This is a genomic window from Angustibacter aerolatus (assembly GCF_054776675.1).
This window is the reverse complement of the sequence record NZ_BAAHBM010000024.1, coordinates 1-26,124: the sequence shown is the minus strand read 5'-3', so window position 1 is coordinate 26,124 and position 26,124 is coordinate 1. Positions and strand designations below refer to the sequence as shown.

The following is a 26,124-nucleotide window of genomic DNA, read 5'->3' as shown; positions in this document are numbered from 1 at the left end:
ATGCTCTGCGGGTGCGGCGCAGCGAGTTCTGGCAGCTCATGGACGACGAGTTCGGGGCGGGGTACGCCCGGTCCGTCGCCAGCGAGCAGCACGTGCACGCGCTCGGCGACCGCACCGCCGTCGCCGCGCTCGACGCGGGCGAGGACCCCCGCACGGTGTGGTTCGCGCTGTGCGACGCCATGGACGTGCCGGCCGAGCGCCGCTGGGGTCGCGACGACCCGCACCGGCGCGCCTCCGGGCGGTCGGGTCGCGCCGCCGGCTGACCGCCCGGCGCCTCAGTACACGATGACCTTGCGCCCAGCCGGTGCGTCGCCGCTCGACCAGAGGTGGTCGATGGCCGCGTTCGACAGGCGCGCGCAGCCGTGCGAGGCGGGGTACCCCGGGATGCTGTTCGACCCGTGGAACGCCCAGCCCTGGAAGAAGTACTTCGGCCGCCACAGCTCACCGAGCTTGCTGACCCGCTTGCCGTCGATCTGCCGCACCACGCTGAAGGTGCCCTTCGGCGTGTAGGCCCGGTACGTCGTCCCCTCCGACACGTACGTGCCGTTGCTGCCGGTCGAGGTGTTGAAGGCGTTCACCAGCCGGCCGCCCTCGACCACCATGAGCAGCTGGTGCTTCAGGTCGATCTCGATGGCGTTCCCGCTCGTGGTGCGCACCGCCGGTCGGACGCCGGCCGCGAGGGCCTTGCGCGTGCGCGGCCCGAGCGTGCCGTCCCGCCCGATGCCCGCCGCCTTCTGCAGGGCCATCACCGCCTGCTGCGTGCTCGAGCCGTACTGGCCGTCCGGTGTGCCGAGCCAGTACCCGAGGGCGACCAGCTGCTGCTGCACCTTCGTGACCTGCGGGCCCTTCGCACCGGCCCGCAGGGTCTCGGCCTCGGCGTCCGGCTCGTCGTCCTTCGTGGCACCGCCGGTCGGGGTCGCGCTCGGCGTGCCCGTGGGCGCCGCGGGCGTGGTGGAGGCGGTCGCGGTCGCGGTGGCGGTGGCGGTCGCCTCGGGCGACGCGCTGGGGGCGGACGTCGTCGGCTGGTCGGACGTCGGCTCGGCGGCGGGCTCGGAGGTGTCGGACGAGGTGGTGGTCGTCGGTGCGGCGGTGACCGTCTGCGTCGCCGCGGGCCCGGCCTCGCGGGCGCCCTGGGTGGCTCCGCAGCCGGCCAGCACCGTCGCCAGGGCGAGTGCTCCGGCGGTGGTGGTGCGCCGGACGGTCGTGGTGCGTCGCATGGGCAGCCCTCGTGGCTCGGGGTCGTGGTCCGGGTGGACCGCTCGTCAATGTAGACGCGTCAGCCGACCGTCTGGTTGCGTCCCGGCCGCGTCGGACGCGAATCCCGTCGCGGCTGTCGGTGGTCGGCCCTAGGGTTTGCCGGGTGAGCGACCCAGCACCCGCCGCCGCACCGGCCTCCTCGGCAGGCACCTCGACCGAGGTGCTCGTCGAGGCCGTCGGGCTGCGCAAGGAGTTCGGGGACTTCGCGGCCGTCGACGGCATCGACGTGCAGGTGCGGCGGGGCGAGGCGTTCGGCTTCCTCGGCCCGAACGGCGCGGGCAAGTCCTCGACCATGCGGATGATCGGCTGCGTGTCGCCGCCCACCGGCGGCACGCTGCGGATCCTCGGTCGCGACCCGCGCCGGGAGGGCGCGCAGATCCGGGCGCGCCTCGGGGTCGTGCCCCAGCAGGACTCGCTCGACGGCGAGCTGACCGTCCGCGACAACCTGCTGATCTACGGGCGCTACTTCGGCCTGTCCCGTGCCGAGTGCCGTCGGCGCGCCGACGAGCTGCTGGAGTTCGCGAACCTCGTCGACCGCGCCGACAGCATCGTCGAGCCGTTGTCGGGCGGCATGAAGCGCCGGCTGACCATCGCGCGCTCGCTGGTCAACGACCCCGAGATCCTGCTGCTCGACGAGCCGACGACCGGCCTCGACCCGCAGGCCCGGCACGTGCTGTGGGACCGGCTGTTCCGGCTGAAGCGGCGCGGCGTCACCCTGGTGCTCACCACGCACTACATGGACGAGGCCGAGCAGCTCTGCGACCGGCTGGTGGTGATGGACGGCGGGCGCATCGTCGCCGAGGGCAGCCCGCGGTCGCTCATCGAGCGGTACTCCACTCGCGAGGTGCTCGAGCTGCGGTTCGCCGAGGAGGAGCTCGCGCCGTTCGCCGAGCAGGTCGAGGGCCTGGCCCAGCGGGTCGAGGTCCTGCCCGACCGCCTGCTGCTCTACACCGACGACGGCGACGCGACGACGTCCGCCGTGGTCGAGCGGGGCCTGCGGCCGCTGTCGGTGCTCACCCGGCGCAGCACGCTGGAGGACGTCTTCCTCCGCCTCACCGGCCGCACGCTGGTCGACTGATGTCGACCGTCGAGCGTCCCGTCGAGGTGCCGGCCGAGCCCGGCGTCGTGCGGTCGGCCGGGCGCGTGCTGGCGTACCACCTGACGGTGTGGCGCCGCACGTGGCGCGGCATGGCGTTCAGCGGGTTCGTCTCGCCGCTGCTGTACCTCGGGGCGATGGGGTACGGGCTGGGGTCCCTGGTCGACGGCTCCACGGGCCAGGGCGTCGACGGCGTCCCGTACGTGCAGTTCATCGCGCCCGGGGTGCTCGTGGCCACGGCGATGCAGCACGCGGTGGGTGCGTCGTCGTACCCGGTGCTCGGTTCGATCAAGTGGTCGCGGCAGTACCACGCGATGCTCGCCAGCCCCGTGTCGAGCCAGGCGGTCGTGCTGGGGCACGCGGTCATCACCGTGCTGCAGTCGCTGGCGTTCGCCGTGGTCTTCCTCGTCGTCGCGGTGCCGCTGCGAGCGATCCCGTCGGCCTGGGGCGTCCTGTCGTTGCTGGCCGTGGTGCTGGTGACCGCCGCGTACACCGGCCCGATGTTCGCCGTCGCAGCCCGCGCCGAGAGCGACGTGTCGTTCACGCTGGTGTTCCGGCTGGTGCTGATCCCCATGTTCCTGTTCAGCGGCACCTTCTTCCCGGTGTCGCAGCTGCCCGACTGGCTCGAGCCGCTCGCCTGGGTGGTGCCGCTCTGGCACGGGTCGAGCCTGGCCCGCGACGCCACGCTCGGCACCTGGTCGGGCTGGGCGGACGTCGGGCACGTCGCCTACCTGCTGGTCTGGGTGGCTGCCGGCTGGGTGCTCGCCACCCGGGCGCTGCGACGCCGGATGGTGGTCTAGTGCTGTCGCTCGCGCTGGCCGGCACGGTCGTCGAGCGCAACGTCATGACCTACCGGCGCCAGTGGGTCGCGTTCCTCACCGGGTTCCTCGAGCCGGTCTTCTACCTGGCGTCCCTCGGCCTCGGGCTGGGGGCGCTCATCGACAGCGTGACGCTCGGCGACGGCCGCACGGTGACGTACGCCCAGTTCATGGCGCCGGCGATGCTCGCGCTGTCGGCCATGAACGGCGCCGTCTTCGACGCGACATACAACATGTTCTTCAAGCTGCGCTACATGCACACGTTCGACGCCATGCTGGCGACGCCGGTCGGCCCGCGCGACATCGCGGTGGGCGAGATGGCGTGGTCGCTGCTGCGGGCCGGGGCCTACGTGGTCGGGTTCCTGCTGGTGTCGGTCGCGCTGGGCCTGACGACGAGCTGGTGGGCGGTGCTCGCCGTCCCGGCGGCGACCCTGATCGGCTTCGTCTTCTCCGCCGTGGGCATGGCGGCGACGACCTGGATCCGCAACTTCCAGGACTTCGACTACATCCAGATGGCGCTGGTGCCGCTCACCCTGCTGTCGGGCACGTTCTTCCCGGTCGAGACCTACCCGGTGGCGCTGCGCTGGCTGGTGCAGCTGTCCCCGCTGTACCACGGCGTCGTCATCGAGCGCGGCCTCGTGCTCGGCGACGTGGGCGCGAACCTCCTCTGGCACGCGCTGGTGCTCGTCGCCATGGGCGCGGTGGGGCTGACCGTCACCAGCCGCCGGCTCTCGGCCCTGCTGCTGCGCTGACGGGCGGTCACGCGGCCCCGCTGGTCGCGGGACGGCGCCCCCTCGCCACCGGCTCGGGGTCAGGCGTGCGCGTGGGTGCGGCCGTCGGCGTGCGTGTGGGTGCGTCCGTCGTGCTGGCCGCGCACCTCGAGGCCGTCGAGCAGCGCGGTGGTCGCCGCAGCGACCGCCTCGACGGCCGCGTCGAACACCGCCCTGTTGTGCGCGGCGGGGGCGCGGAAGCCGCTGATCTTGCGGACGTACTGCAGGGCGGCCGCGTGCACGTCGTCGGCGGTGACGTCGTCGGTGAACGGCTCGCGCAGGGTCTTGATGCTCCGGCACATGCCCACGATGGGACCACGCCGCGACACGCCGCGTCCACAGCCCTGTCTCGAACACGTGTTCGGGTACCGTTCCACAGGACGGGGACGGCAGCGGTCGTCCACAGCAGCGCGTCGACCTCGGCCGCTGTCGGTGGCGCCGCCTAGCGTCTCTCTCGACGGAACGACGAACAGCCGGTCGGCAGCCCCGACCGCGACCCCAGAGGTGAGGACCGCATGCCCGCTCCCGCAGACCGCGAGAAGGCGCTCGACACCGCGCTCGCGCAGATCGACAAGCAGTTCGGCAAGGGCTCGGTCATGCGCCTGGGCGACGACGTCCGCGCACCGATCGAGGTCATCCCGACCGGTTCGGTCGCCCTCGACATCGCCCTCGGCATCGGCGGCCTCCCGCGTGGTCGCGTCGTCGAGATCTACGGCCCGGAGTCCTCGGGCAAGACGACCGTCGCGCTGCACGCCGTGGCCAACGCCCAGCGCGCCGGCGGCATCGCGGCCTTCATCGACGCCGAGCACGCGCTCGACCCCGACTACGCGCAGAAGCTCGGCGTCGACACCGACGCGCTGCTCGTCTCGCAGCCCGACACCGGTGAGCAGGCGCTCGAGATCGCCGACATGCTCATCCGGTCGGGCGCCCTCGACATCATCGTCATCGACTCGGTGGCGGCGCTCGTGCCCCGCGCCGAGATCGAGGGCGAGATGGGCGACAGCCACGTCGGTCTGCAGGCGCGCCTCATGTCGCAGGCGCTGCGCAAGATCACCGGCGCCCTGAGCAACTCCAAGACGACCGCGATCTTCATCAACCAGCTGCGCGAGAAGATCGGCGTCATGTTCGGCTCGCCCGAGACGACGACCGGCGGCAAGGCGCTGAAGTTCTACGCCTCGGTGCGCCTCGACGTGCGTCGCATCGAGACGCTGAAGGACGGCACCGACCCGGTCGGCAACCGCACGCGCTGCAAGGTCGTGAAGAACAAGATGGCCCCGCCCTTCAAGCAGGCCGAGTTCGACATCCTCTACGGGCAGGGCATCTCCCGCGAGGGCGGCCTGATCGACATGGGCGTCGAGCACGGCTTCGTCCGCAAGTCGGGTGCCTGGTACACCTACGACGGCGATCAGCTCGGCCAGGGCAAGGAGAACGCGCGGTCCTTCCTGCGCGACAACCCCGACCTGACCAACGAGCTGGAGAAGAAGATCAAGGAGAAGCTGGGCGTCGGCCCGCGCGTCGACGCCCCGGCCGACGAGGTCGCCGAGGTCAAGGTCGACTTCTAGGCCGGAGATGAGTGACCAGCGACGACGCCGCACCCGGCGTGGGCCCGACGGGCCCACGCCGGGCGGGACGGCGGACGAGACCCCCGAGGCCGACCCCGAGTCGGTCGCGCGCGGCATCGTCCTGCGGCAGCTGACGATGGCGCCGCGGTCACGTCACCAGCTGGCCGAGGCTCTGGCCAAGCGAGGTGCCACCGACGAGGTGGCGGCCAAGGTGCTCGACCGTTTCGAGGACGTCGGTCTGGTCGACGACCCGGCCTTCGCCGAGCTGCTGGTGCGCTCGCGCCACGAGCAGCGCGGCCTGTCCCGACGTGCCCTGGCGCACGAGCTGCGCACCAAGGGCGTCGACCGCGACGTCGCCGACGCAGCGCTCGAGGTCGTCACCGACGACTCCGAGCGGGCGGCTGCCCGGCGCCTGGTGACCGCCCGGTTGCGCAGCATCGAACGGCTGCCGCCCGACAAGCAGGCACAGCGACTGGCCGGGCTGCTGGCCCGCAAGGGCTACGGCGCCGGCGTCGCCTACGAGATCGTGCGCGAGGTGCTCGGTGAACGCGCCGCAGAGCTCGCCGACGAGGCCGCGCCGATCGAGTGAGGCGGTTGGCCCCCCGAGGCCGGGTCAGCTCACCTCGCGGTGAGCACCCCGGCGCCGCGTGCCGATGGTGTCGGCCGATACGACGGCGCGGCCGGTCGGGCGGCGCGAGGCCGGGCCGACCGGCACGCACCGCCGGTCCAGGAGCCGTCGAGACCCAGCGGTCTCGACGGCGGGTCACGCCGGCGCGGCCCCCTGCGCCGCGGGCGTGCGGACGGCGGGCGACCGGCGCGCGCGTCCCTCGAGCCAGCTGGCCAGCCGGCTGAGGGCGACGCAGGTCGCGATGTAGAGCACCGCCACCACGAGGTAGGTGACGACGTAGGGGAAGTCGAAGTCGATGCGGCCACCGATCTGCTTGGCCACGTACAGCAGCTCGGAGTAGGTCACGATGAAGCCGAGCGCGGTGTCCTTGAGCAGCACCACGAGCTGGCTGACGATCGAGGGCAGCATGCTGCGCACCGCCTGCGGCAGCAGCACCAGCCGCAGCACCTGCGCGGGCCGCAGACCGACGGCCAGCGCGGCCTCCCGCTGACCGCGGGGCACCGCGACGACGCCGGCGCGGAACACCTCGGCCAGCACCGAGCCGTTGTAGAGCGTCAACCCGAGCACCACGCACCACATCGGGCTGATCCCGAGCCCGTACTCCAGCGACCCGTAGTAGAAGAAGAACATCAGGATCAGCAGCGGCACGGCGCGGAAGAACTCGACCACCACCGTCGCCGGACGGCGCAGCCACCCGTGCTCCGACAGCCGTCCCGAGGCGAGCACGGCGCCGAGCAGCAGCGCCAGCACGGCGGCCAGACCAGCGGCCCTCAGCGTCGCCAGGTAGCCGTCGAGCAGCGCGCGCTGGATCTGCGCGTACTGCAGCTGCGCGATCCGCGTCGCCGAGAACTGGTCGGTCGCCACCATGAGCCCGACCACGACGCCGACCAGTGCCAGCGTCATCAGCAGCGAGACGACCCCGATGAGCCGGTGCCGGCGACGGGCCCGCGGCCCCGGCGCGTCGAAGAGCACGCTCGCCCCGCTCACGCCGCCACCGCCGTCCGTCGCTCGGCCGCCCGCTGCGCCAGCGCCAACGGGGTCACCAGCGCGATGAAGACGATCGCGATCCAGGCGTTCACGAAGAGCTGGTTGGCGCCGCGCTCGCTGAGGTAGTCGGGCAGCGAGCCGGCCTGCTGCACGTTGACCGCCGTCGCGACCGTGGTGTTCTTCAGCAGCGCGATCAGCACGCTGACCAGCGGCGGCACGCTGGCCCGCAGCGCCTGCGGCAGCACGACCTCGGTGAGCACCGCGCCGAACGGCAGGCCGAGCGCCCGAGCGGCCTCCGCCTGACCGGTCGGCACGGTGTTGATGCCCGAGCGCACCGCCTCGCAGACGAAGCCGGCGGTGTAGAGCACGAGCCCGACGCACGCCGCGGGGAAGTAGTCGATGGGGATGCCGAGCTTCGGCACCGCGAACCCCCAGAACACCAGCACCAGCGTCAGCGGGGTGTTGCGCACCGTGCTGACGTACAGCCCCCCGACCGTGCGCAGCGCCGGCACCGGCGACACCCGCATCGACGCGAGCACGATGCCGAGCACCAGCGCGCCGACGGCGCCGACGGCGAACAGCCGGATGCCGGTCCAGAAGAAGCTCGCGAACAGCCCGCCGTTCTCGGTCAGGACGCTCAGGAACTCGCCCACGTCGGCTCTCCCTCCGTCGGGTGGTGGGTGTGCAGGGGACGGCGGACGGGCCGGCGGGGGTGACCGCCGGCCCGCTCGCGGCTCAGGAGTCGAGCTTCGGCGGCGTCGCGGGAGAGCCCGACTTGCCCAGCGTGCCGTCGTAGACCTTCTGCCACGTGCCGTCGTCGAAGGACTTCTGCAGCACGTCCGAGACCGCCTTCGTGAAGGCGGTGTCGCCCTTCGGCAGGCCGATGCCGTACTTCTCCTCGCTGAACGGCTTCCCGACGACCTTCAGCTGCTCGGGGCTGCGAGCCGCGAAGCCCTTGAGGATGGCGTCGTCCGTCGTCACCGCGTCGACCTTCTTGTCGAGCAGCTGCGACACGCACTCGGAGTAGGTCTTGAACTCGACGATGTTCGAGGGCTCGGTGAGGCCCTCGTCGCGCACCTTCTGGATCGGCGTCGAGCCGGTGGCCGAGCAGACCTTCTTGCCCTTCAGCGTGTCCTTGCCGGTGATCGCGCTCTCGTCCTCGCGTACCAGCAGGTCCTGGCCGGCCACGAAGTACGGGCCGGCGAACGAGACCTTCTGCTTGCGCTCGTCGGTGATCGAGTAGGTGCCCACGTAGTAGTCGATCTGGCCGCCCTGCAGCGCCGACTCGCGGTTCGCCGAGGGGATCTCGGTGTACTGGATCTTGGCCGGGTCGACGCCCAGGCCGGCCGCGACGAGCTGGGCCATCTCGATGTCGAAGCCGCAGCGCTTGCCGCTGGTGTCCTTGTAGCCGAGGTTGGGCTGGTCGGCCTTGACGCCGACCTTCACCGCGCCGGCGCCGGAGATCTTGTCGAACGTCGGGCTGCCGCTGACGTCCGGCTTCGCGGGCGTGAACGTCACGCCCGAGCCGGCGCAGGCGTCGGAGGCGCCGCCGGCGGCGGCCGGCGTGCCCTCCTTGCCGCAGCCGGTGAGGGCCAGGGCCGCGGCGGCGGCTCCGGCCAGCAGGAGGTGGCTGGTCCGCAGGTGCATGTGGTGCCTCGTCTCGTCGTGGTGCGTCGGAACGGTGGGAACGGCGGGGACGGTGGGGACCGGGGCCTCAGTGGCTGAGGATCTTCGACAGGAAGTCCTTGGCGCGGTCGGAGCGCGGCGCGGTGAAGAACGTCTCGGGCTCGGCCTGCTCGACGATCTCGCCGTCGGCCATGAAGACCACGCGGTCGGCGGCCCGGCGGGCGAACCCCATCTCGTGGGTGACGACGACCATCGTCATGCCCGACCGGGCCAGCGAGGTCATGGTGTCCAGCACCTCGTTGATCATCTCCGGGTCGAGCGCCGACGTCGGCTCGTCGAAGAGCATCACCTTGGGGTCCATCGCCAGGGCTCTCGCGATGGCGACGCGCTGCTGCTGGCCGCCCGACAGCTGCGCGGGGTACTTGCCCGCCTGCTCGTGGACGCCGACCCGTTCGAGCAGCTCGAGGCCTCGCGCCTCGGCGTCGGCCTTCGAGGTGCCGCGCACCCGGGTCGGCCCGAGCGTCACGTTGTCGAGCACGGTCTTGTGCGCGAACAGGTTGAACGACTGGAACACCATGCCGACGTCGGCGCGCAGCCGGGCCAGCTCCTTGCCCTCGCTGGGCAGCGGCCGGCCGTCGAGGGTGATGGTGCCGGCGTCGATGGTCTCGAGCCGGTTGATCGTGCGGCACAGCGTGGACTTGCCCGAGCCAGACGGCCCGATGACGACCACGACCTCGCCCTCGCCGACCGACAGGTCGACGTGCTTGAGCACGTGCAGCGCACCGAAGTGCTTGTCGACGCCGTCGAGCACGACGAGCGGACGACGGCTCGCGCCGGTCTCGGTCACGTGTCCTCCGGGGTGGGTCGGCGATCCGGGGGTCGGCCCGGGCGCATCGGTTGCGGGGACACTAGACGTGCCCTCCGGCACGCATCCACGTTCTTGAGCCTGCGTTGAGGTCACGAAACGTGCGCGTCACACCGTCGGCGGCCGGTGCTACGTTCGAGCGGTGCAGGTGCTCCTCGTGGAGGACGACGACCGCGGCGCGGCGGCCCTCGGCGACCTGCTCTCCCGGCACGGCTTCGTCGTCACCCGCGCGGGCGGCGTGGCCCAGGCGCTCGAGCGCTTCGGGCCGCGCACCGAGGTCGTGCTCGTCGACCTCGGCCTGCCGGACGGCGACGGGTTCGACCTGTGCACCCGGCTGCGGGCGGTGCGCGACGTGCCCATCCTCATCACGACGGCCCGCTCCGGCGTCCGCGCCCGCGTGCACGGGCTGCACCTCGGCGCGGACGACTACCTGGTCAAGCCGTTCGACGTCCGCGAGCTGATGGCGCGCATCCACGCCGTCGTCCGTCGCACGCGGGTCGCCGAGCCGGCGGCGGACGTGCCGGACCGGCTGCGGGTGGGTGACGTCGAGATCGACTTCGCGCAGCGGGTGGTGCGCTCGGCGGGGCGCGAGGTGGCGCTCACGCCGAAGGAGCTCGCGGTGCTCGAGGTGCTGGCCGGCGACCGCGGGCTCGTGGTGCGGCGCGAGCGGCTGCTGTCGGAGGTGTGGCAGACGGCGGGCGGCGACCAGCACACGCTCGACGTGCACGTGGCGTCGATCCGGTCGAAGACGGCGGCGCCGCACCTGATCGAGACGGTGCGCGGGGTCGGGTACCGGCTCGGGCAGGGGTAGGCGTGGGCTCGCGGCTGCAGGCCGTCCTCGTGTCGCTCATGGCGGTCGTGCTGCTGGCCCTGGGCATCCCGCTGGGGGCGGGTCAGGCGCGGTCGGTGACGCAGGCGGCGTTCGTCGACCGGCTCAACGACACCAGCCGCTTCGCCTCCCTCGCCGGCGACGACGACGGGTTGGCGGCCGCCACCGCCCAGGACGTCGGCGCCGCCCCGCCGGCGCTGGCCCCGCAGCTGCGGCGGTACGCCGAGGTGTACGCCGTCGGGGTCGCGCTCGTGAGCCGCTCGGGGGAGGTGCGGGCCGGTGCGGGCGGGGCCGAGGACGTCGCCGTCTCCGCCCAGCCCGACGTGCGCGCCCGGCTGCAGGCCGCACTGGCCGGGCGGCGCAGCGAACCGCCTGCGGCCGTGCTGCCCTGGTCGGACGCGCCGCTCGTCGTGGCCGAACCCGTCGTGACCGGTGGTGACGTCGTCGGCGCGGTGCTCACGGTGTCGCCGACGTCGGGCGTGCGGCGGGCCGTGCTCCGCTCGTGGGTCGTGCTCGGGCTGGCCGAGCTCGCCGCCCTGCTGGCCTGCGTGCTGCTGGCGACTGGCCTGACGAGGTGGGTGCTGCGCCCGGTGCGCGAGCTGGACGCCGCGGCCGGCGAGCTGGCCACCGGTCACCTGGGCAGCCGGGTGCCGGCGGGGGCCGGGCCGGTCGAGCTGCGCCGGCTCACGACGTCGTTCAACCACATGGCGGCCGGTGTCGAGCACGCGATGGAGCAGCAGCGCGCGTTCGTGGCCGACGCCTCGCACGAGCTGCGCAACCTGCTGCACGCGCTGCAGCTGCGGCTCGACGACCTGGCGATGAGCGCGTCCGGCGACGCCGGCTGGTCGGACCGGGTCGAGCTCGCCGCCGACGAGGGACGCCGGCTGGGGGAGGTGCTCGACCGGCTGCTCGAGCTGGCCCGGGCCGAGCACGAGGCGGCGGCGCGCGGCGACCTGGCCGGTCCGGCGCCCGGGCACGACGGCTCGGCGGGGCACGACCTGGTGCCGGTCGTGCGCTCGCGGCTCGCGGCGTGGGAACCGGCTGCGGCGGCCCGCGGCACCACGCACGACCTCGAGCTGCGGCTGCGCGGCCGCCGCACCGCCCCCGCCGCCGTCGACCCGATGGCCGTGTCGGTCGCGCTCGACGTGCTGCTCGACAACGCCATCCGGTTCGGGCCGCCCGACGCGCGGGTGCACGTGCTGGTGCACGACGACGAGGCCGAGGTGACGGTGCAGGTGCGCGACGAGGGGGAGGGGCTGGCGCCCGACGAGCTGCGCCGGGCGGGTGACCGGTTCTGGCGGGCGCCGCGGCACCAGAACGTCGAGGGCTCGGGGTTGGGGCTGGCGATCGCGCGCACGGTGCTCGGTCGCGGCGACGGTCGGCTCGAGGTCGCCGGCGCCGCGGAGGGCGGGCTCGCCGTCCGCATCGTCGTCCCCGCGGCCTAGCGCTGCGCGTACGCCTTGCGCTCGCGGAACCACGCCGCGGCAGCCGGGTGCAGCGGCACCGGGTCGGTCTCGATGGCCGACCGGCGGTCGAGGGCGTCGGCGGCGGGCACCGTGCGCGCGATCGCGGCGCGCCCGTCGAACAGCGCGCCCACGACGGCCCGGACGACGGGCGCCGGCGTGCCCGGGCCGCAGACGACGAGGTCGGGGATGGCCACGGTGCCGACCGACTCGGCGCTGCCGTAGGTGCCGGCGGGGATGGCGGCCGGGCGGTAGACAAGGCCGTAGGCGGCACGCAGCGGTGCCGCCTGCTCGGCGAGCGGCACGATGCGCACCGGGACGTCGCGGGACAGCTGCTGCACGCCGCCCGTCGGCAGCCCGCCCGACCAGAAGAAGGCGTCGACGCGACGGTCGCGCAGCGCCTGCACCGAGTCGTCGAGGCCCAGCGGCCGGACGACGAGGTCGCCGCCGGGCACGCCCGCGGCGGCCAGCAGCCGGTCGCCGGCCAGCCGGGTGCCCGAGCCGGCCGGGCCGGTGCTGACCCGGCGTCCGCGCAGGTCGTCGACCGAGCGCACGGGGCCGTCGGCGCGGGTCACCAGGTGCAGGTAGTCGTCGTAGACGCGGGCCACGGCGCGCAGGTCGACCGGCGCGTCGAAGGGTCCGCTGCCGGTGCGAGCCTCGGCCGCGGCGTCGGCCGCCACGAAGGCGCACCCCGCCGCCCCGCGGCCGAGCAGCCGCAGGTTCTCGACGGAGCCGGTGGTGGCCAGCACCTCGACCGACAGGTCGGGGCTGGTGCGGCGCAGCTCGTACGCGAGCGCCGTGCCGTACACGTAGTAGACGCCGACGGGACTCCCGGTGGCGACGACCAGCTGCCCGCTCGCCGGGTCGTCGCGGTCGGCCCCGCCCGGAGAGCACCCGGCGAGGGCCGTCCCGACCAGCACGGCCAGGGCCCACGTCGTCCGGCGGACGACGTGCCGCCTCGCGGGACGGGGGCCGGTGGCACGGGACACCGGCCCATGGTCGCGGATCGCCCGCCCCGGGCACGACCGTGCCAGGATCCGGGCATGGAGCTGGCGCTGGACGGCAAGGTCGCCGTGGTCACCGGTGGGACGTCGGGCATCGGCCTGGCCGTCGTGGAGGGGATGGCTGCGGAGGGCGTCCACGTCGTGGTCGCTGCCCGCGGCGGCGACCGCGCCCGCGAGGTGGCCGGACGGGTCGCCGAGGAGCACGGCGTGCAGACCCTGCCGGTGACCTGCGACGTCGCGACGGCCGAGGGGTGCCAGGCGCTGACCGACGCGGTCGTCGAGCGCTTCGGCGGCTGCGACCTGCTGGTGAACAACGCGGGCGCCGGCTCGAACGAGACGATCCTCGACGCGCCGGACGAGCGCTGGCAGTCGTTCTGGGACCTGCACGTGATGGCCGCGGTGCGGCTGGCGCGTTCGCTGGTGCCGACGATGATCGCCCGGGGCGGCGGCGTCGTGCTGCACAACGCGTCGATCTGCGCGGTGCAGCCGCTCGGCTACGAGCCGGTCTACAACACGACCAAGGCCGCGCTGATGATGTTCTCCAAGAACCTGGCCAACGAGGTGATCGGCTCGGGGGTGCGGGTGAACTGCGTCAACCCGGGCCTGGTGCTCACGCCCGACTGGGTGCGCACCGCCACCGACCTGACCGCCGACGAGGGCGGCGACTGGCAGGGGTACCTCGACCGCATCGCCCGCGACAACGCGCCGATCGGCCGCTTCGCCCAGCCGCAGGAGGTCGCCGACCTCATGGTGTTCCTCTGCTCCGACCGGGCCTCGTACGTCGTGGGCTCGACCACCTACGTCGACGGCGGGTGGCTCAAGACGGTGTGACGGCGGGCAGCGGCACGCGGTCTCCGCGCTGCTTGGCCCGGTAGAGCTCGGCGTCGGCGGCCCGGAAGAGCTGCGCCGCGGCGTCCAGGGCGACCGGCAGGTCGCCGGTGGTGGTCGCGATGCCGCACGACAGGCCCTCGCCGAGCGGCAGCTCGTGCACGGCCGAGCAGGCGGCGCTCGCGGTCGCGTGCACCCGCGTCCGCCCGTGCCCGGGCACCAGGGCCACGAACTCGTCGCCGCCCGTGCGCGCCACCAGGCTGCCGGGCAGGGTCGCGAAGTGGCTGCTGAGCAGGCCGGCGGTGCTGCGGATGAGCTGGTCGCCGAGCTCGTGACCGCCGCGGTCGTTCACCTGCTTCAGCCCGTTCAGGTCCATGGCGACGACGGTGATCCGCCGGCCCCGGCGCCCCGCGAGCGCGGCGAACGCCTGTGCCGTCGCGTCGTCGAGCGCCCGGCGGTTCGCCAGCCCGGTCAGCGGGTCGACGAAGGCCAGCCGCTCGAGCGTCTCGACGTGCAGGGCGCGCGACACCGCGCCGCCCAGGATGGCGACGAGGGTCTCGGCGTAGGCCGATTCCTGCTCGGAGAACGCCTCGACGCCCACGTGCCTGGTCGCGTAGAACTCGCCCCACAGCTGGCCGTCGACCGCGATCGCGGCCTGCAGCGCGGAGCCCTTGCCGAGCGCGTGCAGGATGCGCAGCTCCTCGGCGGGCGCCGCCGGGTCGGTGACGCTGGTGATCAGCGTGCGCCCGTCGTGCACGACCGCCTCGAGCTGGGCGTAGGCCTCGACGGGGTACACCTCGTCCGTCGGCCAGCGCTCCTCGTCGGGGCCGAGGTCGCCGGCGTTGATGAGCGTGCGCACCGACCCGATGCCGGGTTCGACCCGGCTGATCGAGACGCTGGCGGCGTCCATCGCCACGCACGCCTCCTCCGCGGCGAGCTCGACCATGGCCAGCAGGCGCTCCGACCGGCCGAGCGCGCGCGCCATCGCGGCGAGGCTGCGCAGCGAGCTGGCGTCGTCGGTGCGTGGCACGGTCGTGGTCCCTGTCCGCGGGCGCCGTGGTCAGACGCCCCTCTCCAGGATGTCGACCGCGCCGCGACGCCGCTTGAGCCCCTGGACCTAGGAGCGACCGCCCGCCACGTCGTGCACGTGCTGCATGCGCGCCAGCGTCGCGCGCAGCGTGCTCGCGTCGACGGTGACCGCACCGGGGGAGCGGACGCCGGCCACCGGGCCGTGGGAGCGGGCCGAGCGGGCGGGTGCCGGGAACCCGTTGGCGACGGTGACGGCGGGCTTGGTGGTCTGCATCAGCCAGACGTCGAAGAACGCGTCGAGCTGCTGGTGCGACACCTGCTCGGCGAGCGCCTTGAACTGCGACACCCGGCCGTTGCCGTACCGCCGGTCCTTCGCCCAGGTGCGCATCACCGTGGTGAACGCCTTGTCGCCGATGCGGTTGCGCAGCGCCTGCAGCGTCATGGCGCCGCGGTCGTAGACCGCCGCGTCGAACTCGTGGCCCTTGCCCGGGTCGCCGACGGCCAGCCGCCAGAACGGGTCGGACGAGGGGTGCACGGCGTACGTCGCGTCGAAGATCTGCTGGGCCGTGCCGTCGCCGTGCTGCTCCGAGTACAGCCACTCGCTGAACGACGCGAAGCCCTCGTTCAGCCAGATGTCGCGCCAGCGGTCGACCGACACCGAGTCGCCGAACCACTGGTGCGCCTGCTCGTGGACGATCACGTAGATGTTCGACCCCTCCGACCAGAAGTCGCGGGTGTACACCGGCCGGGTCTGGTTCTCGAGCGCGAACCCGAAGCTGGCGGCCGGGGCGACGCCGCCGATCGCGTCGAACGGGTACCGCCCCCACTGCTTGGACAGCCAGGTCAGCACGGCCGGCGTCTGCTTCAGGTCCGCCTTCGCGTACCGGCCGGCGGCACCGCCGTCCGACGCGACGGCGGTCACCATCGCGGGCAGCCCGCCTGCGGCCTCGCGGGTCGTGACGTCGAACTGGCCGGCGGCGAAGAAGGCGAGGTAGCTGGCCATCGGCCGCGACTCGCGCCAGTGCCAGGTGGTGCGGCCGCTCGCCGTCTTCGTCGAGACCTTCTTGCCGTTGCTCAGGGCCTCGACGCCCTTCGGGACCGTGACGCGGATGCTGTAGGTCGCCTTGTCGCGCGGGTGGTCGTTGCTCGGGAACCACCAGGCGGCGATCTCGGGCTCGCCCACGGCGACGGCGCCGTCCTTCGTGCGCACCCAGGGGCTCAGCCCGCGCACCGAGACCGTGCTCGGGGTGCCGGCGTAGGTCACCACGACGTGCATCACGTGGCCCTTCGCCACCGTGCGGCGCGGCGTGACGACGAGCTCGCGACCGGTGTGCGCGACCTTCGCGCGGACGCCGTCGACGGTGACCGACGAGACCTTCAGCGCCAGGTCGAGGTGGAACGAGCGCAGCTTCTGGGTCGCCGTCGCGGTGACGGTGGTGCGGCCGGTGAGCCGGTCGGTGCGCGGGGTGTACCCCACCCGCACGTCGTAGTTCGTGACGTCGTAGCCGCCGTTGCCGTACGTCGGGTAGTACGGGTCGCCGATCCCGGCGCTGCCCGCGCGGGCAGGGGCGGCCTGCACCCGGACGGCGAGCACGGCGGCGGCGATGCCGGCGGTGCGGGCCGCGGCCCCGGGCAGCAGCGCGGCCACGCTCGCGACGGCGGTGGCGCGCAGCACGCGGCGCCCTGGGGTGGTGGGTCGGCTGGGGCGCAACGCGGGCTCCTCGCGGGGGTGGCGCGTCCCCTGCGGAGCGCCTCAGCCGGGACTGTACGGGCCGCCGCCGACACCGCAGGGGTTTTCCACAGCGCCGGCTCGCCGTCAACGGCGGCGGTTACGCTGGACGACGCCATGACCGAGACCCTCCCGATCGCCGCGGCCGCCGAGGCCGCCGTCGTCGCCCCGCCCCGCACGTACAGCGTGCGCACCTTCGGCTGCCAGATGAACGTGCACGACTCCGAGCGGCTCAGCGGCATGCTCGAGGCGGCCGGCTACGTCGAGGCGGCCGGCGAGGAGCAGGCCGACGTGGTGGTGCTCAACACCTGCGCGGTGCGCGAGAACGCCGACAACAAGCTGTACGGCAACCTCGGTCACCTCGCGCCGGTCAAGCGCAAGCGGCCCGGCATGCAGATCGCGGTCGGCGGCTGCCTGGCCCAGAAGGACCGCGGCGAGATCGTGCGCCGGGCGCCCTGGGTCGACGTCGTGTTCGGCACCCACAACCTGGGGTCGCTGCCGGTGCTGCTCGAGCGCGCTCGGCACAACGAGTCCGCCCAGGTCGAGATCCTCGAGTCGCTCGAGGTGTTCCCGTCCACGCTGCCGACCAGGCGCGAGTCGGTCTACGCGGGCTGGGTCTCGATCAGCGTGGGGTGCAACAACACCTGCACGTTCTGCATCGTGCCCTCGCTGCGCGGGGTCGAGCGCGACCGGCGTCCTGGCGATGTGCTGGCCGAGGTGCGGGCGCTGGTGGCCGAGGGCGCCCTCGAGGTCACGCTGCTCGGGCAGAACGTCAACACCTACGGCGTCGAGTTCGGCGACCGGCTGGCGTTCGGCAAGCTGCTGCGGGCCTGCGGCGAGGTCGAGGGCCTCGAGCGGGTGCGCTTCACCAGCCCGCACCCCTCCTCGTTCACCGACGACGTCGTGGCCGCGATGGCCGAGACGCCGAATGTCATGCCGAGCCTGCACATGCCGCTGCAGTCGGGGTCCGACCGCGTGCTGCGGGCGATGCGCCGCTCCTACCGGCAGGCGCGGTTCCTGCGGATCGTCGAGGGAGTGCGCGAGCGCATGCCGGACGCCGCGATCACCACCGACATCATCGTGGGCTTCCCCGGCGAGACCGAGGCCGACTTCGCCGCGACGCTCGACGTCGTGCGCGAGGCGCGGTTCGCCAGCGCCTTCACGTTCCAGTACTCCAAGCGCCCCGGCACGCCGGCCGCCGAGCTGCCCGACCAGCTGCCGAAGGAGGTCGTGCAGGAGCGCTACGAGCGGCTGGTCGCCCTGCAGGACGAGGTGTCGTGGTCCGAGCACCGTGCGCAGGAGGGCCGCGACCTCGAGGTGCTCGTCGCCGAGGGCGAGGGCCGCAAGGACGGCGCGACCGCCCGGCTCAGCGGGCGGGCCCGCGACAACCGGCTGGTGCACTTCGCCGTGCCCGACGGCGCCGAGGTGCCCCGCCCGGGTGACGTCGTCCACGTCGGCGTGACGTACGGCGCGCCGCACCACCTGGTCGCCGACTCCGGGCTCGCCGGTGGCACGTACGCGGTGCGCCGCACCCGGGCCGGCGACGCCTGGGCCGCCCGGCAGGCGGCGCCTGCCGCCCCGGCCGGCGTCGGGCTGGGCATTCCGCGCGTCGGTGCCCCGGCGCCGGTCGCCGCACCGGCGTGCCGCTGACCGTCGCACCCCGTCGCGCCCGGCGCGCCCGGCGCGCCTGATGGGCCTGCCGCTGGTGGTGGCGGTCGTCGGGCCGACGGCGACCGGCAAGTCCGACCTGGGCATCGCGCTCGCGCAGGCGCTCGACGGCGAGGTCGTGAACGCCGACGCCATGCAGCTCTACCGCGGCATGGACGTCGGCACCGCCAAGCTGACGCCCGCCGAGCAGCAGGGTGTGCCGCACCACCTGCTCGACGTGCTCGACGTCGTGGACGAGGCCAGCGTCGCCGCGTACCAGCGAGCGGCCGACTCCGTGGTCGACGACCTGCTCGCCCGCGGCCGCACACCGGTGCTGGTGGGCGGCTCCGGGCTGTACGTGCGCGCCGCCCTCGACGAGCTGACGATCCCGCCGACCGAGCCCGCGGTGCGCGCGCGCCTCGAGGCCGAGGCGGCCGACCTCGGTGCCTCGGCGCTGCACGAGCGGCTGCAGGCGGTCGACCCGGTCGCGGCGTCGCAGATCCTGCCCACGAACACCCGCCGCGTGGTGCGCGCGCTCGAGGTGGTGGAGCTGACGGGTGCGCCGTTCGTCGCGTCGCTGCCCGACCCGGTGCACCGGCGTCCGACCGTGCAGGTGGGCCTGCGGGCCGCGCTGCCGGTGCTCGACGCGCGGATCGAGCGGCGGGTCGTCGGGATGTGGGCGGGCGGGCTGCTCGACGAGGTGCGCCGGCTCGACCGGCTGGGGCTGCGCACGGGGCTGACCGCGTCGCGGGCGGTCGGGTACGCGCAGGCGCTCGCCGAGCTCGACGGCACCTCGACCACCACCGAGGCGCAGGACGACACCGCCCGCGCCACTCGCCGGCTGGCGCGGCGCCAGCGGTCGTGGTTCGGCCGCGACCGGCGCACCACCTGGCTGGACGTCGACGACGCCGCGCCCGCCGGGCTGCTCGACGCCGCGCTCGACGTCGTGCGGACGGCGGCCGCCGGTGCGCGATGATGGGCGCATGAGCCGCGCGCTGCCGTTCGTCAAGGGCCACGGCACGGAGAACGACTTCGTGCTCGTGCCCGACCCCGACGGCGCGCTCGACCTCGGTGCCGACGACGTGCGGGCGCTCGCCGACCGGCGGGCCGGCATCGGCGCGGACGGCGTCATCCGGGTCGTGCGGGCCGCGGCCGAGCCCGCCGCCGCGTCCCAGGCCGGCGACGCCGAGTGGTTCATGGACTACCGCAACGCCGACGGATCCGTCGCGGAGATGTGCGGCAACGGCGTGCGGGTCGTCGTGCGCTACCTGCTCGACGAGGGTCTCGTCGGCGCGGGCGCGTTCGGCCTGGCCACCCGCGCCGGCACCAAGGCGGTCGCGGTCGGCGCGGACGGCGTGATCGCCGTCGACCTGGGGCAGTGGCGGCTGGTCGGCGGCCAGGCGGCGCTCGCGGCCGGCGGTGACGCCGAGGTGCTGGTGCACGGTCTGCCCGGCGGCGTCGCCGCCCTGTCGGTCGACCTGGGCAACCCGCACACGGTGCTGCTGCTGCCCGGCGAGGCCGACCTCGCCGCCGCCGACCTGACGGTCGCACCGGTCGTGCGCCCCGAGCCGGAGCACGGCACGAACGTCGAGCTGGTGGTGCCGCTGGCCCCCGGCCACGTGGCCATGCGGGTGCACGAGCGCGGGGTCGGCGAGACCCGCTCGTGCGGCACGGGAGCGGCGGCGGCCGCGCTGGCCGCGCGGGCCTGGGCCCGCTCGGCGGCGCTCGACGCGGGCGAGGACCCCGACGAGGTGCCCGGCACCTGGCGGGTCGACGTGCCCGGCGACGTGCTGCGGGTGCGGGTCGACGGCGACCGCGTCGAGCTGGCCGGCCCCGCCGTGCTGGTGGCCCGCGGCACCGCCGTCCTGCCCGCCTAGGGCCTCCCACCCCCTGTGGACGACGCCCGTCGGGTCTGGACACGAGGGGTAGGTTTCGTCGGGTGATGACCCGGATCGCCCTGACCTGTGCCCTCGGCGCGGCGCTCGCGCTGCCCGCGACCGCCGTCGCCGCGGCCCCGGCGCGGCCGGGTCCCGTCGTCCCGGACACCGGCAAGGTCCCGGTGTCGCGCGGCACCGGCGGCGCCGTGGCGAGCGTCGACGACGTCGCCACGAAGGTCGGCGTCGACGTCCTGGCCCGGGGCGGCAACGCGGCCGACGCCGCGGTCGCGGTCGCCGCGACGCTCGGGGTCACCGAGCCGTACTCGTCCGGCATCGGCGGCGGTGGCTTCCTCGTCTACTACGACGCGAAGCGTCAGAAGATCAGCACGGTCGACGGCCGCGAGAACGCGCCGCGCTCGTTCACGCCCACCACCTTCACCGACGGCCAGGGCGACCCGCTCGACTTCACCACCGTCGTGAACAGCGGCCTGTCGGTCGGGGTGCCCGGCACGCCGGCGCTGTGGGACACGGTGCTGCGGCGCTGGGGCACCCGCTCGATCTCGCAGGCCCTGCGCCCGGCGCAGCAGGTCGCGCAGCGCGGCTTCGTGGTCGACCAGACCTTCCACGACCAGACCGCGGCCAACGCCACCCGGTTCGCCCGGTTCCCGGCGACCGCCGAGGTGTACCTGCCGGGCGGTCAGGCGCCTGCGGTCGGCAGCACCTTCCGCAACCCCGACCTGGCGCGCGCCTACGCCGAGATCCGCCGCGACGGCGTCGACGCCGTCTACCGCGGCCGGCTCGGGCGGGCGATCGTGCAGACCGCGCGGCACCCGCAGACGGCCGACGGCAGCAGCGTCTACCCCGGGCAGATCACGACGAAGGACCTGCGCGCCTACCGGGCGAAGGTGCTGAAGCCGACCCGCACCACCTACCGCGGGCTCGGTGTCTACGGCATGCCGGTGCCGTCGTCCGGCGGCATCGCCGTGGGCGAGGCGCTCAACCTGCTCGAGGCGTACGACCGGCAGACCGGACGACCGCTGTGGTCGGTCGACGACGTGCAGTACCTGCACCGGTTCGCCGAGGCCACCGCGACGGCCTTCGCCGACCGCGGTCGCTGGGTCGGCGACGTGCGCGGCGTGCCGACGAAGCAGCTGCTGTCGCAGGGGTTCGCGAACGAGCGCGCCTGCACGCTCTTCGACCCCGAGCAGGCGCACGCGCGGCCGATCCCGTTCGGTTCGCCCGACGGCTCGTACTCGTGCGACCCCGCCGGCGGCACGCTGGCCGCGCAGCGCGACGACCACGGCACGACGCACCTGACGGTCGCCGACCGCTGGGGGAACGTGGCGGCCTACACGCTCACCATCGAGCAGACCGGCGGCTCCGGGATCACGGTGCCCGGCTACGGGTTGCTGCTCAACAACGAGCTGACCGACTTCAACTTCGTGCCGACGCAGCCCGGCGTGCCCGACCCGAACCTGCCCGGCCCCGGCAAGCAGCCGCGCTCGTCGATCAGCCCGACCATCGTGACCGACGGCCACCGGCCGGTGCTCGCACTCGGGTCGCCCGGCGGGGCGACGATCATCACCACGGTCGCCCAGGTGCTCACCGAGCACCTCGACCGCGGCCTGCCGCTGGTCGACGCCATCGCTGCGCCGCGGTTGTCGTCGCGCAACGCCGCCACCACGGAGGCCGAGCCGCAGATCTTCGACGGCGCGACCGGCGCGGGCCTGACCGCGCTGGGGCACGACCTCGAGCTGAACCCCGAGATCGGCGCCGCGACCGGCATCCGGTTGCTGGGGCGCAACCGGTTCGAGGCGGCCGCCGAGACGGTGCGGCGCGGCGGCGGCTCGGCGCTGGTCGTGCACCCCGACCGGCGTCCGGTCGCCTCGACGCGCTAGGGCGCCTCGACGCGCAGCACCCGGAACCCCCGGTCGCTCGCGAACCGGGTGACGTCGTGGTCGGGCAGCTGCTCGGCGAGCCAGCGCTGCAGGCTGTCCGACCCCAGGTTCTTCTGCACGACCAGGTAGGCGCTGCCGCCCGCGTCGAGGCGCGGCAGCCAGCGCAGCAGCAGCTCGTGCAGCGCGGGCTTGCCGACGCGGATCGGCGGGTTGCTCCAGAGCGCGGCGAACCGCAGGTCGTCCGGGACGTCGTCCGGCAGGGCGGCGGAGACGCGCACCCCGGCCGCGTCGGCGTTGCGGCGGGTGAGGTCGAGCGCCCGCTCGTTCACGTCGACGGCGTGCACGGTGGCGCCGGGGCTGCGCAGCGCCATGGTCAGCGCGACCGCCCCCCAGCCGCACCCGACATCGAGCAGGTGCCCGGACGCCGGGGGGTCGGGCACGGCTCGCAGCAGCACCTGGGTGCCGGTGTCGAGGCGGTCGGGGCTGAACACGCCGGACGCCGTCTCGAGGGTCAGGTCGTGCTGGTCCAGCCGCACCCGCAGGGCGCGGCGCTGCGCGGCGGAGGCGGGCTCGGCCGTGAAGTAGTGCTCCACGAGAGCAGTCTCCCAGGCGGCGTCGTCGCAGATCGCACCGGAATCCAGTGGTCGCCCCGGGCGTTGACGTGTCAGGTTGGAGACGCACCGCCAGCCGCACCCCACCTGCTTGGAGCCTCGTGAGCCGCAAGACCGGAACCGCCCAGCACGCCGTCGCCGAGGTCGTCGACGCACACGACCTCGCCGGCGGTCCCGACACCGACCCGTTCGACGTGCCCCTGCGCGCTGCCGACGCGGCCCCGGACGTCGACGCGGACGAGACGTACGACGGCGAGCAGCTCGACCTGGAGGAGCGCCGCGCCCTGCGCCGCGTCGCCGGGCTCTCGACCGAGCTGGCCGACGTCACCGAGGTCGAGTACCGCCAGCTGCGGCTGGAGCGCGTCGTGCTGGCCGGCGTCTACGACGGGCAGCCCGCCGCCGCCGAGCTGGGCATGCGGGAGCTCGCGGCGCTGGCCGAGACGGCCGGGTCGCAGGTGCTCGACGCCATGTGGCAGCGGCGCGACCAGCCCGACGCCAGCACGTTCCTCGGGTCGGGCAAGGCCCGCGAGCTGCGTGACGTCGTGGTGGCGACCGGCGCCGACACGGTGGTCTGCGACGGCGAGCTGTCGCCCTCGCAGCGCCGCTCGCTCGAGGACGTCGTGCAGGTCAAGGTCATCGACCGCACCGCGCTGATCCTCGACATCTTCGCCCAGCACGCCAAGAGCCGGGAGGGCAAGGCGCAGGTCGAGCTCGCCCAGCTCGAGTACCTGCTGCCGCGGCTGCGCGGCTGGGGCGAGTCGATGTCGCGCCAGGCGGGTGGCCGGGTCGCCGGCGGTGCGGGCATCGGCTCGCGCGGCCCCGGTGAGACGAAGATCGAGCTCGACCGGCGCCGCATCCGCACCCGGATGGCCAAGCTGCGCCGGCAGATCAAGCACATGAGCACCTCGCGCGAGGTCGGCCGCCACCACCGGCGCGCCCTCCAGGTGCCCTCGGTCGCCATCGCCGGCTACACCAACGCCGGCAAGTCGAGCATCCTCAACCGGCTCACCGGCGCCGGCGTGCTGGTCGAGGACGCGCTCTTCGCGACCCTCGACCCGACCGTGCGCCGCACCCGCACGCCGGACGGCCGCGAGTTCACGCTGTCCGACACCGTCGGGTTCGTGCGCCAGCTGCCGCACCAGCTCGTCGAGGCGTTCCGCTCGACGCTCGAGGAGGTCGCCGAGAGCGACCTGGTGCTGCACGTCGTCGACGGGTCCGACCCCGACCCGGAGGGTCAGATCGCGGCCGTCCGCGAGGTGCTGGCCGACGTCGACGCGCAGAACCTGCCCGAGCTGCTCGTGCTGAACAAGTCCGACGCAGCCGACCCCGAGGTCGTCGACCGGCTGCGCCGCCGCAACCCGACCCTGGTGGTGGTGTCGGCGCGCACCGGCGCCGGCATCGAGGAGCTGCGCGAGCGGGTCACCGAGCTGCTGCCGCACCCGCGCGTCGAGGTCGAGGTGCTGGTGCCGTACGAGCGCGGTGACCTGGTGAGCCGGGTGCACGTCGACGGCGAGGTGCTGGACGAGGAGCACACCGCGGCCGGCACCCGCCTGCGGGCCAGGGTCGGCAGCCGCCTCGCCGCCGAGCTCGAGCCCTACCCGGTGGCCTGACCCGGCCGCGCAGGCACTCCGGTCGTCCACAGGCGGGCGCGGCGGACGACGGGGTGTCGGCCGCCGCGGGTAGATTCGTCCGGTGCCCGAGACCCCCAGCCTGCGCGACCTGCTCGACGCGGCGGTGTCGGGGGTCGGCGGGGTGCAGCGCCCGGGGCAGGTGCAGATGGCCCGGGCGGTCGAGCACGCCGTCGAGGCCGAGGAGCACCTGCTCGTGCAGGCCGGCACCGGCACCGGCAAGTCGCTCGCGTACCTCGTGCCCGCCATCGCGCACGCCGTCGCCACCCGGCGTCCGGCGATCGTCGCGACGGCCACGCTCGCGCTGCAGGCGCAGGTGGTCGACCGCGACCTGCCGCGCATCGCCGACGCCCTCGCCCCCGCGCTCGGCCGGCGTCCGACGTACGGGCTGGTGAAGGGGCGGCGCAACTACCTGTGCCGGCACAAGCTCGTCGGCGGGTTCCCGAACGACGACGAGGACGCGCTGTTCCCGACCTCCACCGCGCGCGCCCAGGCCGCGAGCCGGCTCGGCGACGAGGTGCTGCGGCTGCGCGAGTGGGCCGACGAGACGGCGTCCGGTGACCGCGACGAGCTGGTGCCCGGCGTCTCAGAACGGGCCTGGCGCCAGGTGTCGGTCTCGGCGCACGAGTGCCTCGGCAGCAAGTGCCCGGTGTTCGACGAGTGCTTCGTCGAGCAGGCCCGGTCGGCGGCGCGCGAGAGCGACGTCGTCGTCACCAACCACTCGATCCTCGCCATCGACGCGTTCGAGGGCCGCGCGATCCTGCCCGAGCACGACCTCGTCGTGGTCGACGAGGCGCACGAGCTGGTCGACCGGGTCACCTCCACGATCACCGACGAGCTCACCGGTTCGGTGGTCGAGCGCGCCGCCCGGCGCAGCTCGGCGTTCGCCGACGCAGACGCGCTCGACGGCGCGGGCGAGGCGCTGCGCAGCGCCCTCGAGCTGGTGCAGCCCGGCCGGCTCGCGACGCTGCCGCCGCAGCTGGGCCAGGCGCTCACCCTGGTGCGCGACGCCGCCCGCACCCTGCAGACCGAGCTGAAGCCCGAGCGCGGCGCCGAGGTCGACGGCGCCCGCCAGGTCGCGCGGGCCCAGGTCGACGAGGTGTTCGACGTCGCGCAGCGGCTGCTCGACCAGTCCGAGCACGACGTGATGTGGGTCGGCGACGACCAGCGTCGCGGGCCGGTGCTGCACGTCGCGCCGATCCGGGTGGCGGGCATCCTGCGCGAGCGGCTCTACGGCGACCGCACCGTCGTGCTCACCTCGGCCACCCTCGAGCTCGGCGGCAGCTTCGAGTCGGTCGCCCGCAGCGTGGGTCTCGCCGGGCCTGACGCCCCGCCGTGGCAGGGGCTCGACGTCGGCAGCCCGTTCGACTACCCGAAGCAGGCGATCCTCTACTGCGCCAAGCACCTGCCGCCGCCCGGCCGCGACGGGACGTCCGACGCGGCGATGGACGAGCTGGCCGACCTGGTGCGCGCCGCCGGCGGCCGCACGCTCGGGCTGTTCTCCTCGCGCCGCGCCGCCCAGGCCGCCGCCGAGGCCCTGCGCGAGCGGCTCGACGTGCCGGTGCTCTGCCAGGGCGACGACCAGACGCCGACCCTGGTGCGCGAGTTCGCCCGCGACGCGCGCACCTGCCTGGTCGGCACGCTGTCGCTCTGGCAGGGCGTCGACGTGCCCGGCCCGGCCTGCCAGCTCGTCGTCATCGACCGCATCCCGTTCCCGCGCCCCGACGACCCGCTGATGTCAGCGCGCGCGCAGGCCGTCGCCGACGCCGGCGGCAACGGCTTCATGGCGGTCGCCGCCACCCACGCGGCGCTGCGGCTGGCCCAGGGCGCCGGCCGCCTGGTGCGCTCGGGCGACGACCGCGGCGTCGTCGCGATCCTCGACCCGCGCTTCGCCACGGCCCGCTACGGCTCGTTCCTGCGCGCGTCGCTGCCGCCGTTCTGGCCGACCGCCGACCGCGAGCTGGCGCTCGCC

At 74.4% G+C, this 26,124-nt stretch carries 25 protein-coding genes; 15 read left to right on the top strand and 10 right to left on the bottom strand.

Annotation, left to right across the window (positions count from 1 at the left end):
- The first annotated feature begins 11 nt into the window (after positions 1-11).
- Positions 12-263 carry a DUF3046 domain-containing protein gene (locus tag ACYVI6_RS08040; protein ID WP_460445872.1) on the top strand — a complete coding sequence of 84 codons (252 nt, stop codon included), beginning with the start codon at positions 12-14 and terminating at the stop codon, positions 261-263.
- A 12-nt stretch (positions 264-275) separates the two neighbouring features.
- Here the strand turns inward: ACYVI6_RS08040 and ACYVI6_RS08035 are convergent, their stop codons facing one another.
- Positions 276-1,217 carry a L,D-transpeptidase family protein gene (locus tag ACYVI6_RS08035; protein ID WP_460445871.1) on the bottom strand — a complete coding sequence of 314 codons (942 nt, stop codon included), beginning with the start codon at positions 1,215-1,217 and terminating at the stop codon, positions 276-278.
- Between the two features lie 143 nt (positions 1,218-1,360).
- On the opposite strand from ACYVI6_RS08035, the gene ACYVI6_RS08030 reads away from it, so the two are divergent.
- From ACYVI6_RS08030 to ACYVI6_RS08020, 3 genes are read left to right on the top strand one after another with little or no spacing between them, the layout of a single operon-like run.
- Positions 1,361-2,335, top strand: a complete 975-nt coding sequence (locus ACYVI6_RS08030; RefSeq protein ID WP_460445870.1) for an ABC transporter ATP-binding protein — start codon at positions 1,361-1,363, stop codon at positions 2,333-2,335.
- The gene (locus ACYVI6_RS08025; protein ID WP_460445869.1) at positions 2,335-3,153 is read left to right on the top strand and encodes an ABC transporter permease; all 819 of its coding nucleotides are present in this window, start codon (positions 2,335-2,337) and stop codon (positions 3,151-3,153) included. The genes ACYVI6_RS08030 and ACYVI6_RS08025 overlap by 1 nt, the downstream gene beginning before the upstream one ends.
- Entirely contained in the window at positions 3,153-3,923 is a 771-nt protein-coding gene (locus ACYVI6_RS08020) for an ABC transporter permease (protein ID WP_460445868.1), read from the top strand. The genes ACYVI6_RS08025 and ACYVI6_RS08020 overlap by 1 nt, the downstream gene beginning before the upstream one ends.
- 59 nt (positions 3,924-3,982) lie before the next feature.
- On the opposite strand, the gene ACYVI6_RS08015 is transcribed toward ACYVI6_RS08020, so the two are convergent.
- Positions 3,983-4,243 (bottom strand): DUF2277 family protein, encoded by a 261-nt coding sequence (locus ACYVI6_RS08015; protein ID WP_284290985.1) that lies wholly within the window; start codon positions 4,241-4,243, stop codon positions 3,983-3,985.
- Between the two features lie 213 nt (positions 4,244-4,456).
- Between ACYVI6_RS08015 and recA the strand changes: the two genes are divergently transcribed.
- Both recA and ACYVI6_RS08005 read left to right on the top strand, forming a co-directional pair.
- Positions 4,457-5,503 carry a recombinase RecA gene (recA, locus tag ACYVI6_RS08010; RefSeq protein WP_460445867.1) on the top strand — a complete coding sequence of 349 codons (1,047 nt, stop codon included), beginning with the start codon at positions 4,457-4,459 and terminating at the stop codon, positions 5,501-5,503.
- 7 nt (positions 5,504-5,510) lie between these two features.
- The gene (locus ACYVI6_RS08005; RefSeq protein ID WP_460445866.1) at positions 5,511-6,092 is read left to right on the top strand and encodes a regulatory protein RecX; all 582 of its coding nucleotides are present in this window, start codon (positions 5,511-5,513) and stop codon (positions 6,090-6,092) included.
- 174 nt (positions 6,093-6,266) lie between these two features.
- Here the strand turns inward: ACYVI6_RS08005 and ACYVI6_RS08000 are convergent, their stop codons facing one another.
- The 4 genes from ACYVI6_RS08000 to ACYVI6_RS07985 all read right to left on the bottom strand — a co-directional run bounded on the left by ACYVI6_RS08000 (position 6,267) and on the right by ACYVI6_RS07985 (position 9,591).
- On the bottom strand, positions 6,267-7,118 hold the full coding sequence (locus ACYVI6_RS08000; RefSeq protein ID WP_460445865.1) for an amino acid ABC transporter permease: 852 nt from the start codon (positions 7,116-7,118) through the stop codon (positions 6,267-6,269).
- Positions 7,115-7,759, bottom strand: coding sequence for an amino acid ABC transporter permease (locus ACYVI6_RS07995; RefSeq protein ID WP_460445882.1), 645 nt, complete (start codon positions 7,757-7,759; stop codon positions 7,115-7,117). Before ACYVI6_RS07995 ends, ACYVI6_RS08000 begins: the two co-directional genes overlap by 4 nt.
- A gap of 94 nt (positions 7,760-7,853) precedes the next feature.
- Positions 7,854-8,765 (bottom strand): glutamate ABC transporter substrate-binding protein, encoded by a 912-nt coding sequence (locus ACYVI6_RS07990; RefSeq protein ID WP_460445864.1) that lies wholly within the window; start codon positions 8,763-8,765, stop codon positions 7,854-7,856.
- A gap of 67 nt (positions 8,766-8,832) precedes the next feature.
- Positions 8,833-9,591 (bottom strand): amino acid ABC transporter ATP-binding protein, encoded by a 759-nt coding sequence (locus ACYVI6_RS07985; protein ID WP_460445863.1) that lies wholly within the window; start codon positions 9,589-9,591, stop codon positions 8,833-8,835.
- Positions 9,592-9,751: 160 nt separating this feature from the next.
- Here ACYVI6_RS07985 and ACYVI6_RS07980 point away from each other — a divergent pair, with 160 nt between their 5' ends.
- Positions 9,752-10,420, top strand: a complete 669-nt coding sequence (locus ACYVI6_RS07980; RefSeq protein ID WP_460445862.1) for a response regulator transcription factor — start codon at positions 9,752-9,754, stop codon at positions 10,418-10,420.
- A gap of 2 nt (positions 10,421-10,422) precedes the next feature.
- Entirely contained in the window at positions 10,423-11,883 is a 1,461-nt protein-coding gene (locus tag ACYVI6_RS07975) for a sensor histidine kinase (protein WP_460445861.1), read from the top strand.
- On the opposite strand, the gene ACYVI6_RS07970 is transcribed toward ACYVI6_RS07975, so the two are convergent.
- Complete coding sequence (locus ACYVI6_RS07970; protein ID WP_460445860.1) at positions 11,880-12,890, bottom strand: TAXI family TRAP transporter solute-binding subunit; 1,011 nt, start codon at positions 12,888-12,890, stop codon at positions 11,880-11,882. The genes ACYVI6_RS07975 and ACYVI6_RS07970 overlap by 4 nt on opposite strands.
- 54 nt (positions 12,891-12,944) lie before the next feature.
- On the opposite strand from ACYVI6_RS07970, the gene ACYVI6_RS07965 reads away from it, so the two are divergent.
- Positions 12,945-13,736, top strand: a complete 792-nt coding sequence (locus ACYVI6_RS07965) for an SDR family NAD(P)-dependent oxidoreductase (RefSeq protein WP_460445859.1) — start codon at positions 12,945-12,947, stop codon at positions 13,734-13,736.
- On the opposite strand, the gene ACYVI6_RS07960 is transcribed toward ACYVI6_RS07965, so the two are convergent.
- Both ACYVI6_RS07960 and ACYVI6_RS07955 read right to left on the bottom strand, forming a co-directional pair.
- A complete protein-coding gene (locus tag ACYVI6_RS07960; RefSeq protein ID WP_460445858.1) occupies positions 13,723-14,763 on the bottom strand; it encodes a GGDEF domain-containing protein in 1,041 nt (346 codons plus the stop codon). The genes ACYVI6_RS07965 and ACYVI6_RS07960 overlap by 14 nt on opposite strands.
- Positions 14,764-14,850: 87 nt before the next feature.
- A complete protein-coding gene (locus ACYVI6_RS07955) occupies positions 14,851-16,473 on the bottom strand; it encodes a M1 family metallopeptidase (RefSeq protein WP_460445857.1) in 1,623 nt (540 codons plus the stop codon).
- A 135-nt stretch (positions 16,474-16,608) separates the two neighbouring features.
- On the opposite strand from ACYVI6_RS07955, the gene miaB reads away from it, so the two are divergent.
- From miaB to ggt, 4 genes are all read left to right on the top strand, one after another.
- A complete protein-coding gene (miaB, locus tag ACYVI6_RS07950) occupies positions 16,609-18,141 on the top strand; it encodes a tRNA (N6-isopentenyl adenosine(37)-C2)-methylthiotransferase MiaB (protein ID WP_460445856.1) in 1,533 nt (510 codons plus the stop codon).
- A gap of 40 nt (positions 18,142-18,181) precedes the next feature.
- Entirely contained in the window at positions 18,182-19,114 is a 933-nt protein-coding gene (miaA, locus tag ACYVI6_RS07945; RefSeq protein ID WP_460445855.1) for a tRNA (adenosine(37)-N6)-dimethylallyltransferase MiaA, read from the top strand.
- A gap of 7 nt (positions 19,115-19,121) precedes the next feature.
- Positions 19,122-20,015 (top strand): diaminopimelate epimerase, encoded by an 894-nt coding sequence (gene dapF, locus ACYVI6_RS07940; protein WP_460445854.1) that lies wholly within the window; start codon positions 19,122-19,124, stop codon positions 20,013-20,015.
- A 65-nt stretch (positions 20,016-20,080) separates the two neighbouring features.
- The gene (ggt, locus tag ACYVI6_RS07935; RefSeq protein WP_460445853.1) at positions 20,081-21,913 is read left to right on the top strand and encodes a gamma-glutamyltransferase; all 1,833 of its coding nucleotides are present in this window, start codon (positions 20,081-20,083) and stop codon (positions 21,911-21,913) included.
- Here ggt and ACYVI6_RS07930 read toward each other — a convergent pair.
- A complete protein-coding gene (locus ACYVI6_RS07930) occupies positions 21,910-22,506 on the bottom strand; it encodes a class I SAM-dependent methyltransferase (protein ID WP_460445852.1) in 597 nt (198 codons plus the stop codon). The two genes, ggt and ACYVI6_RS07930, sit on opposite strands and share 4 nt — an antisense overlap.
- 212 nt (positions 22,507-22,718) lie before the next feature.
- Here ACYVI6_RS07930 and hflX point away from each other — a divergent pair, with 212 nt between their 5' ends.
- Positions 22,719-24,134 carry a GTPase HflX gene (hflX, locus tag ACYVI6_RS07925; RefSeq protein WP_460445881.1) on the top strand — a complete coding sequence of 472 codons (1,416 nt, stop codon included), beginning with the start codon at positions 22,719-22,721 and terminating at the stop codon, positions 24,132-24,134.
- Between the two features lie 82 nt (positions 24,135-24,216).
- Positions 24,217-26,124, top strand: a 1,908-nt coding sequence (locus tag ACYVI6_RS07920; RefSeq protein WP_460445851.1) for an ATP-dependent DNA helicase, incomplete at its 3' end; no start/stop codon positions are given.

What these genes read in the sequence shown, in the direction of transcription:
- ACYVI6_RS08035 (WP_460445871.1), bottom strand. Translation starts at nt 1,217, where the DNA reads ATGCGACGCACCACGACCGTCCGGCGCACCACCACCGCCGGAGCACTC.
- ACYVI6_RS08025 (WP_460445869.1), top strand. Translation starts at nt 2,335, where the DNA reads ATGTCGACCGTCGAGCGTCCCGTCGAGGTGCCGGCCGAGCCCGGCGTC.
- ACYVI6_RS08015 (WP_284290985.1), bottom strand. Translation starts at nt 4,243, where the DNA reads ATGTGCCGGAGCATCAAGACCCTGCGCGAGCCGTTCACCGACGACGTC.
- recA (WP_460445867.1), top strand. Translation starts at nt 4,457, where the DNA reads ATGCCCGCTCCCGCAGACCGCGAGAAGGCGCTCGACACCGCGCTCGCG.
- ACYVI6_RS08005 (WP_460445866.1), top strand. Translation starts at nt 5,511, where the DNA reads ATGAGTGACCAGCGACGACGCCGCACCCGGCGTGGGCCCGACGGGCCC.
- ACYVI6_RS07990 (WP_460445864.1), bottom strand. Translation starts at nt 8,765, where the DNA reads ATGCACCTGCGGACCAGCCACCTCCTGCTGGCCGGAGCCGCCGCCGCG.
- ACYVI6_RS07965 (WP_460445859.1), top strand. Translation starts at nt 12,945, where the DNA reads ATGGAGCTGGCGCTGGACGGCAAGGTCGCCGTGGTCACCGGTGGGACG.
- miaB (WP_460445856.1), top strand. Translation starts at nt 16,609, where the DNA reads ATGACCGAGACCCTCCCGATCGCCGCGGCCGCCGAGGCCGCCGTCGTC.
- miaA (WP_460445855.1), top strand. Translation starts at nt 18,182, where the DNA reads ATGGGCCTGCCGCTGGTGGTGGCGGTCGTCGGGCCGACGGCGACCGGC.
- dapF (WP_460445854.1), top strand. Translation starts at nt 19,122, where the DNA reads ATGAGCCGCGCGCTGCCGTTCGTCAAGGGCCACGGCACGGAGAACGAC.
- ggt (WP_460445853.1), top strand. Translation starts at nt 20,081, where the DNA reads ATGACCCGGATCGCCCTGACCTGTGCCCTCGGCGCGGCGCTCGCGCTG.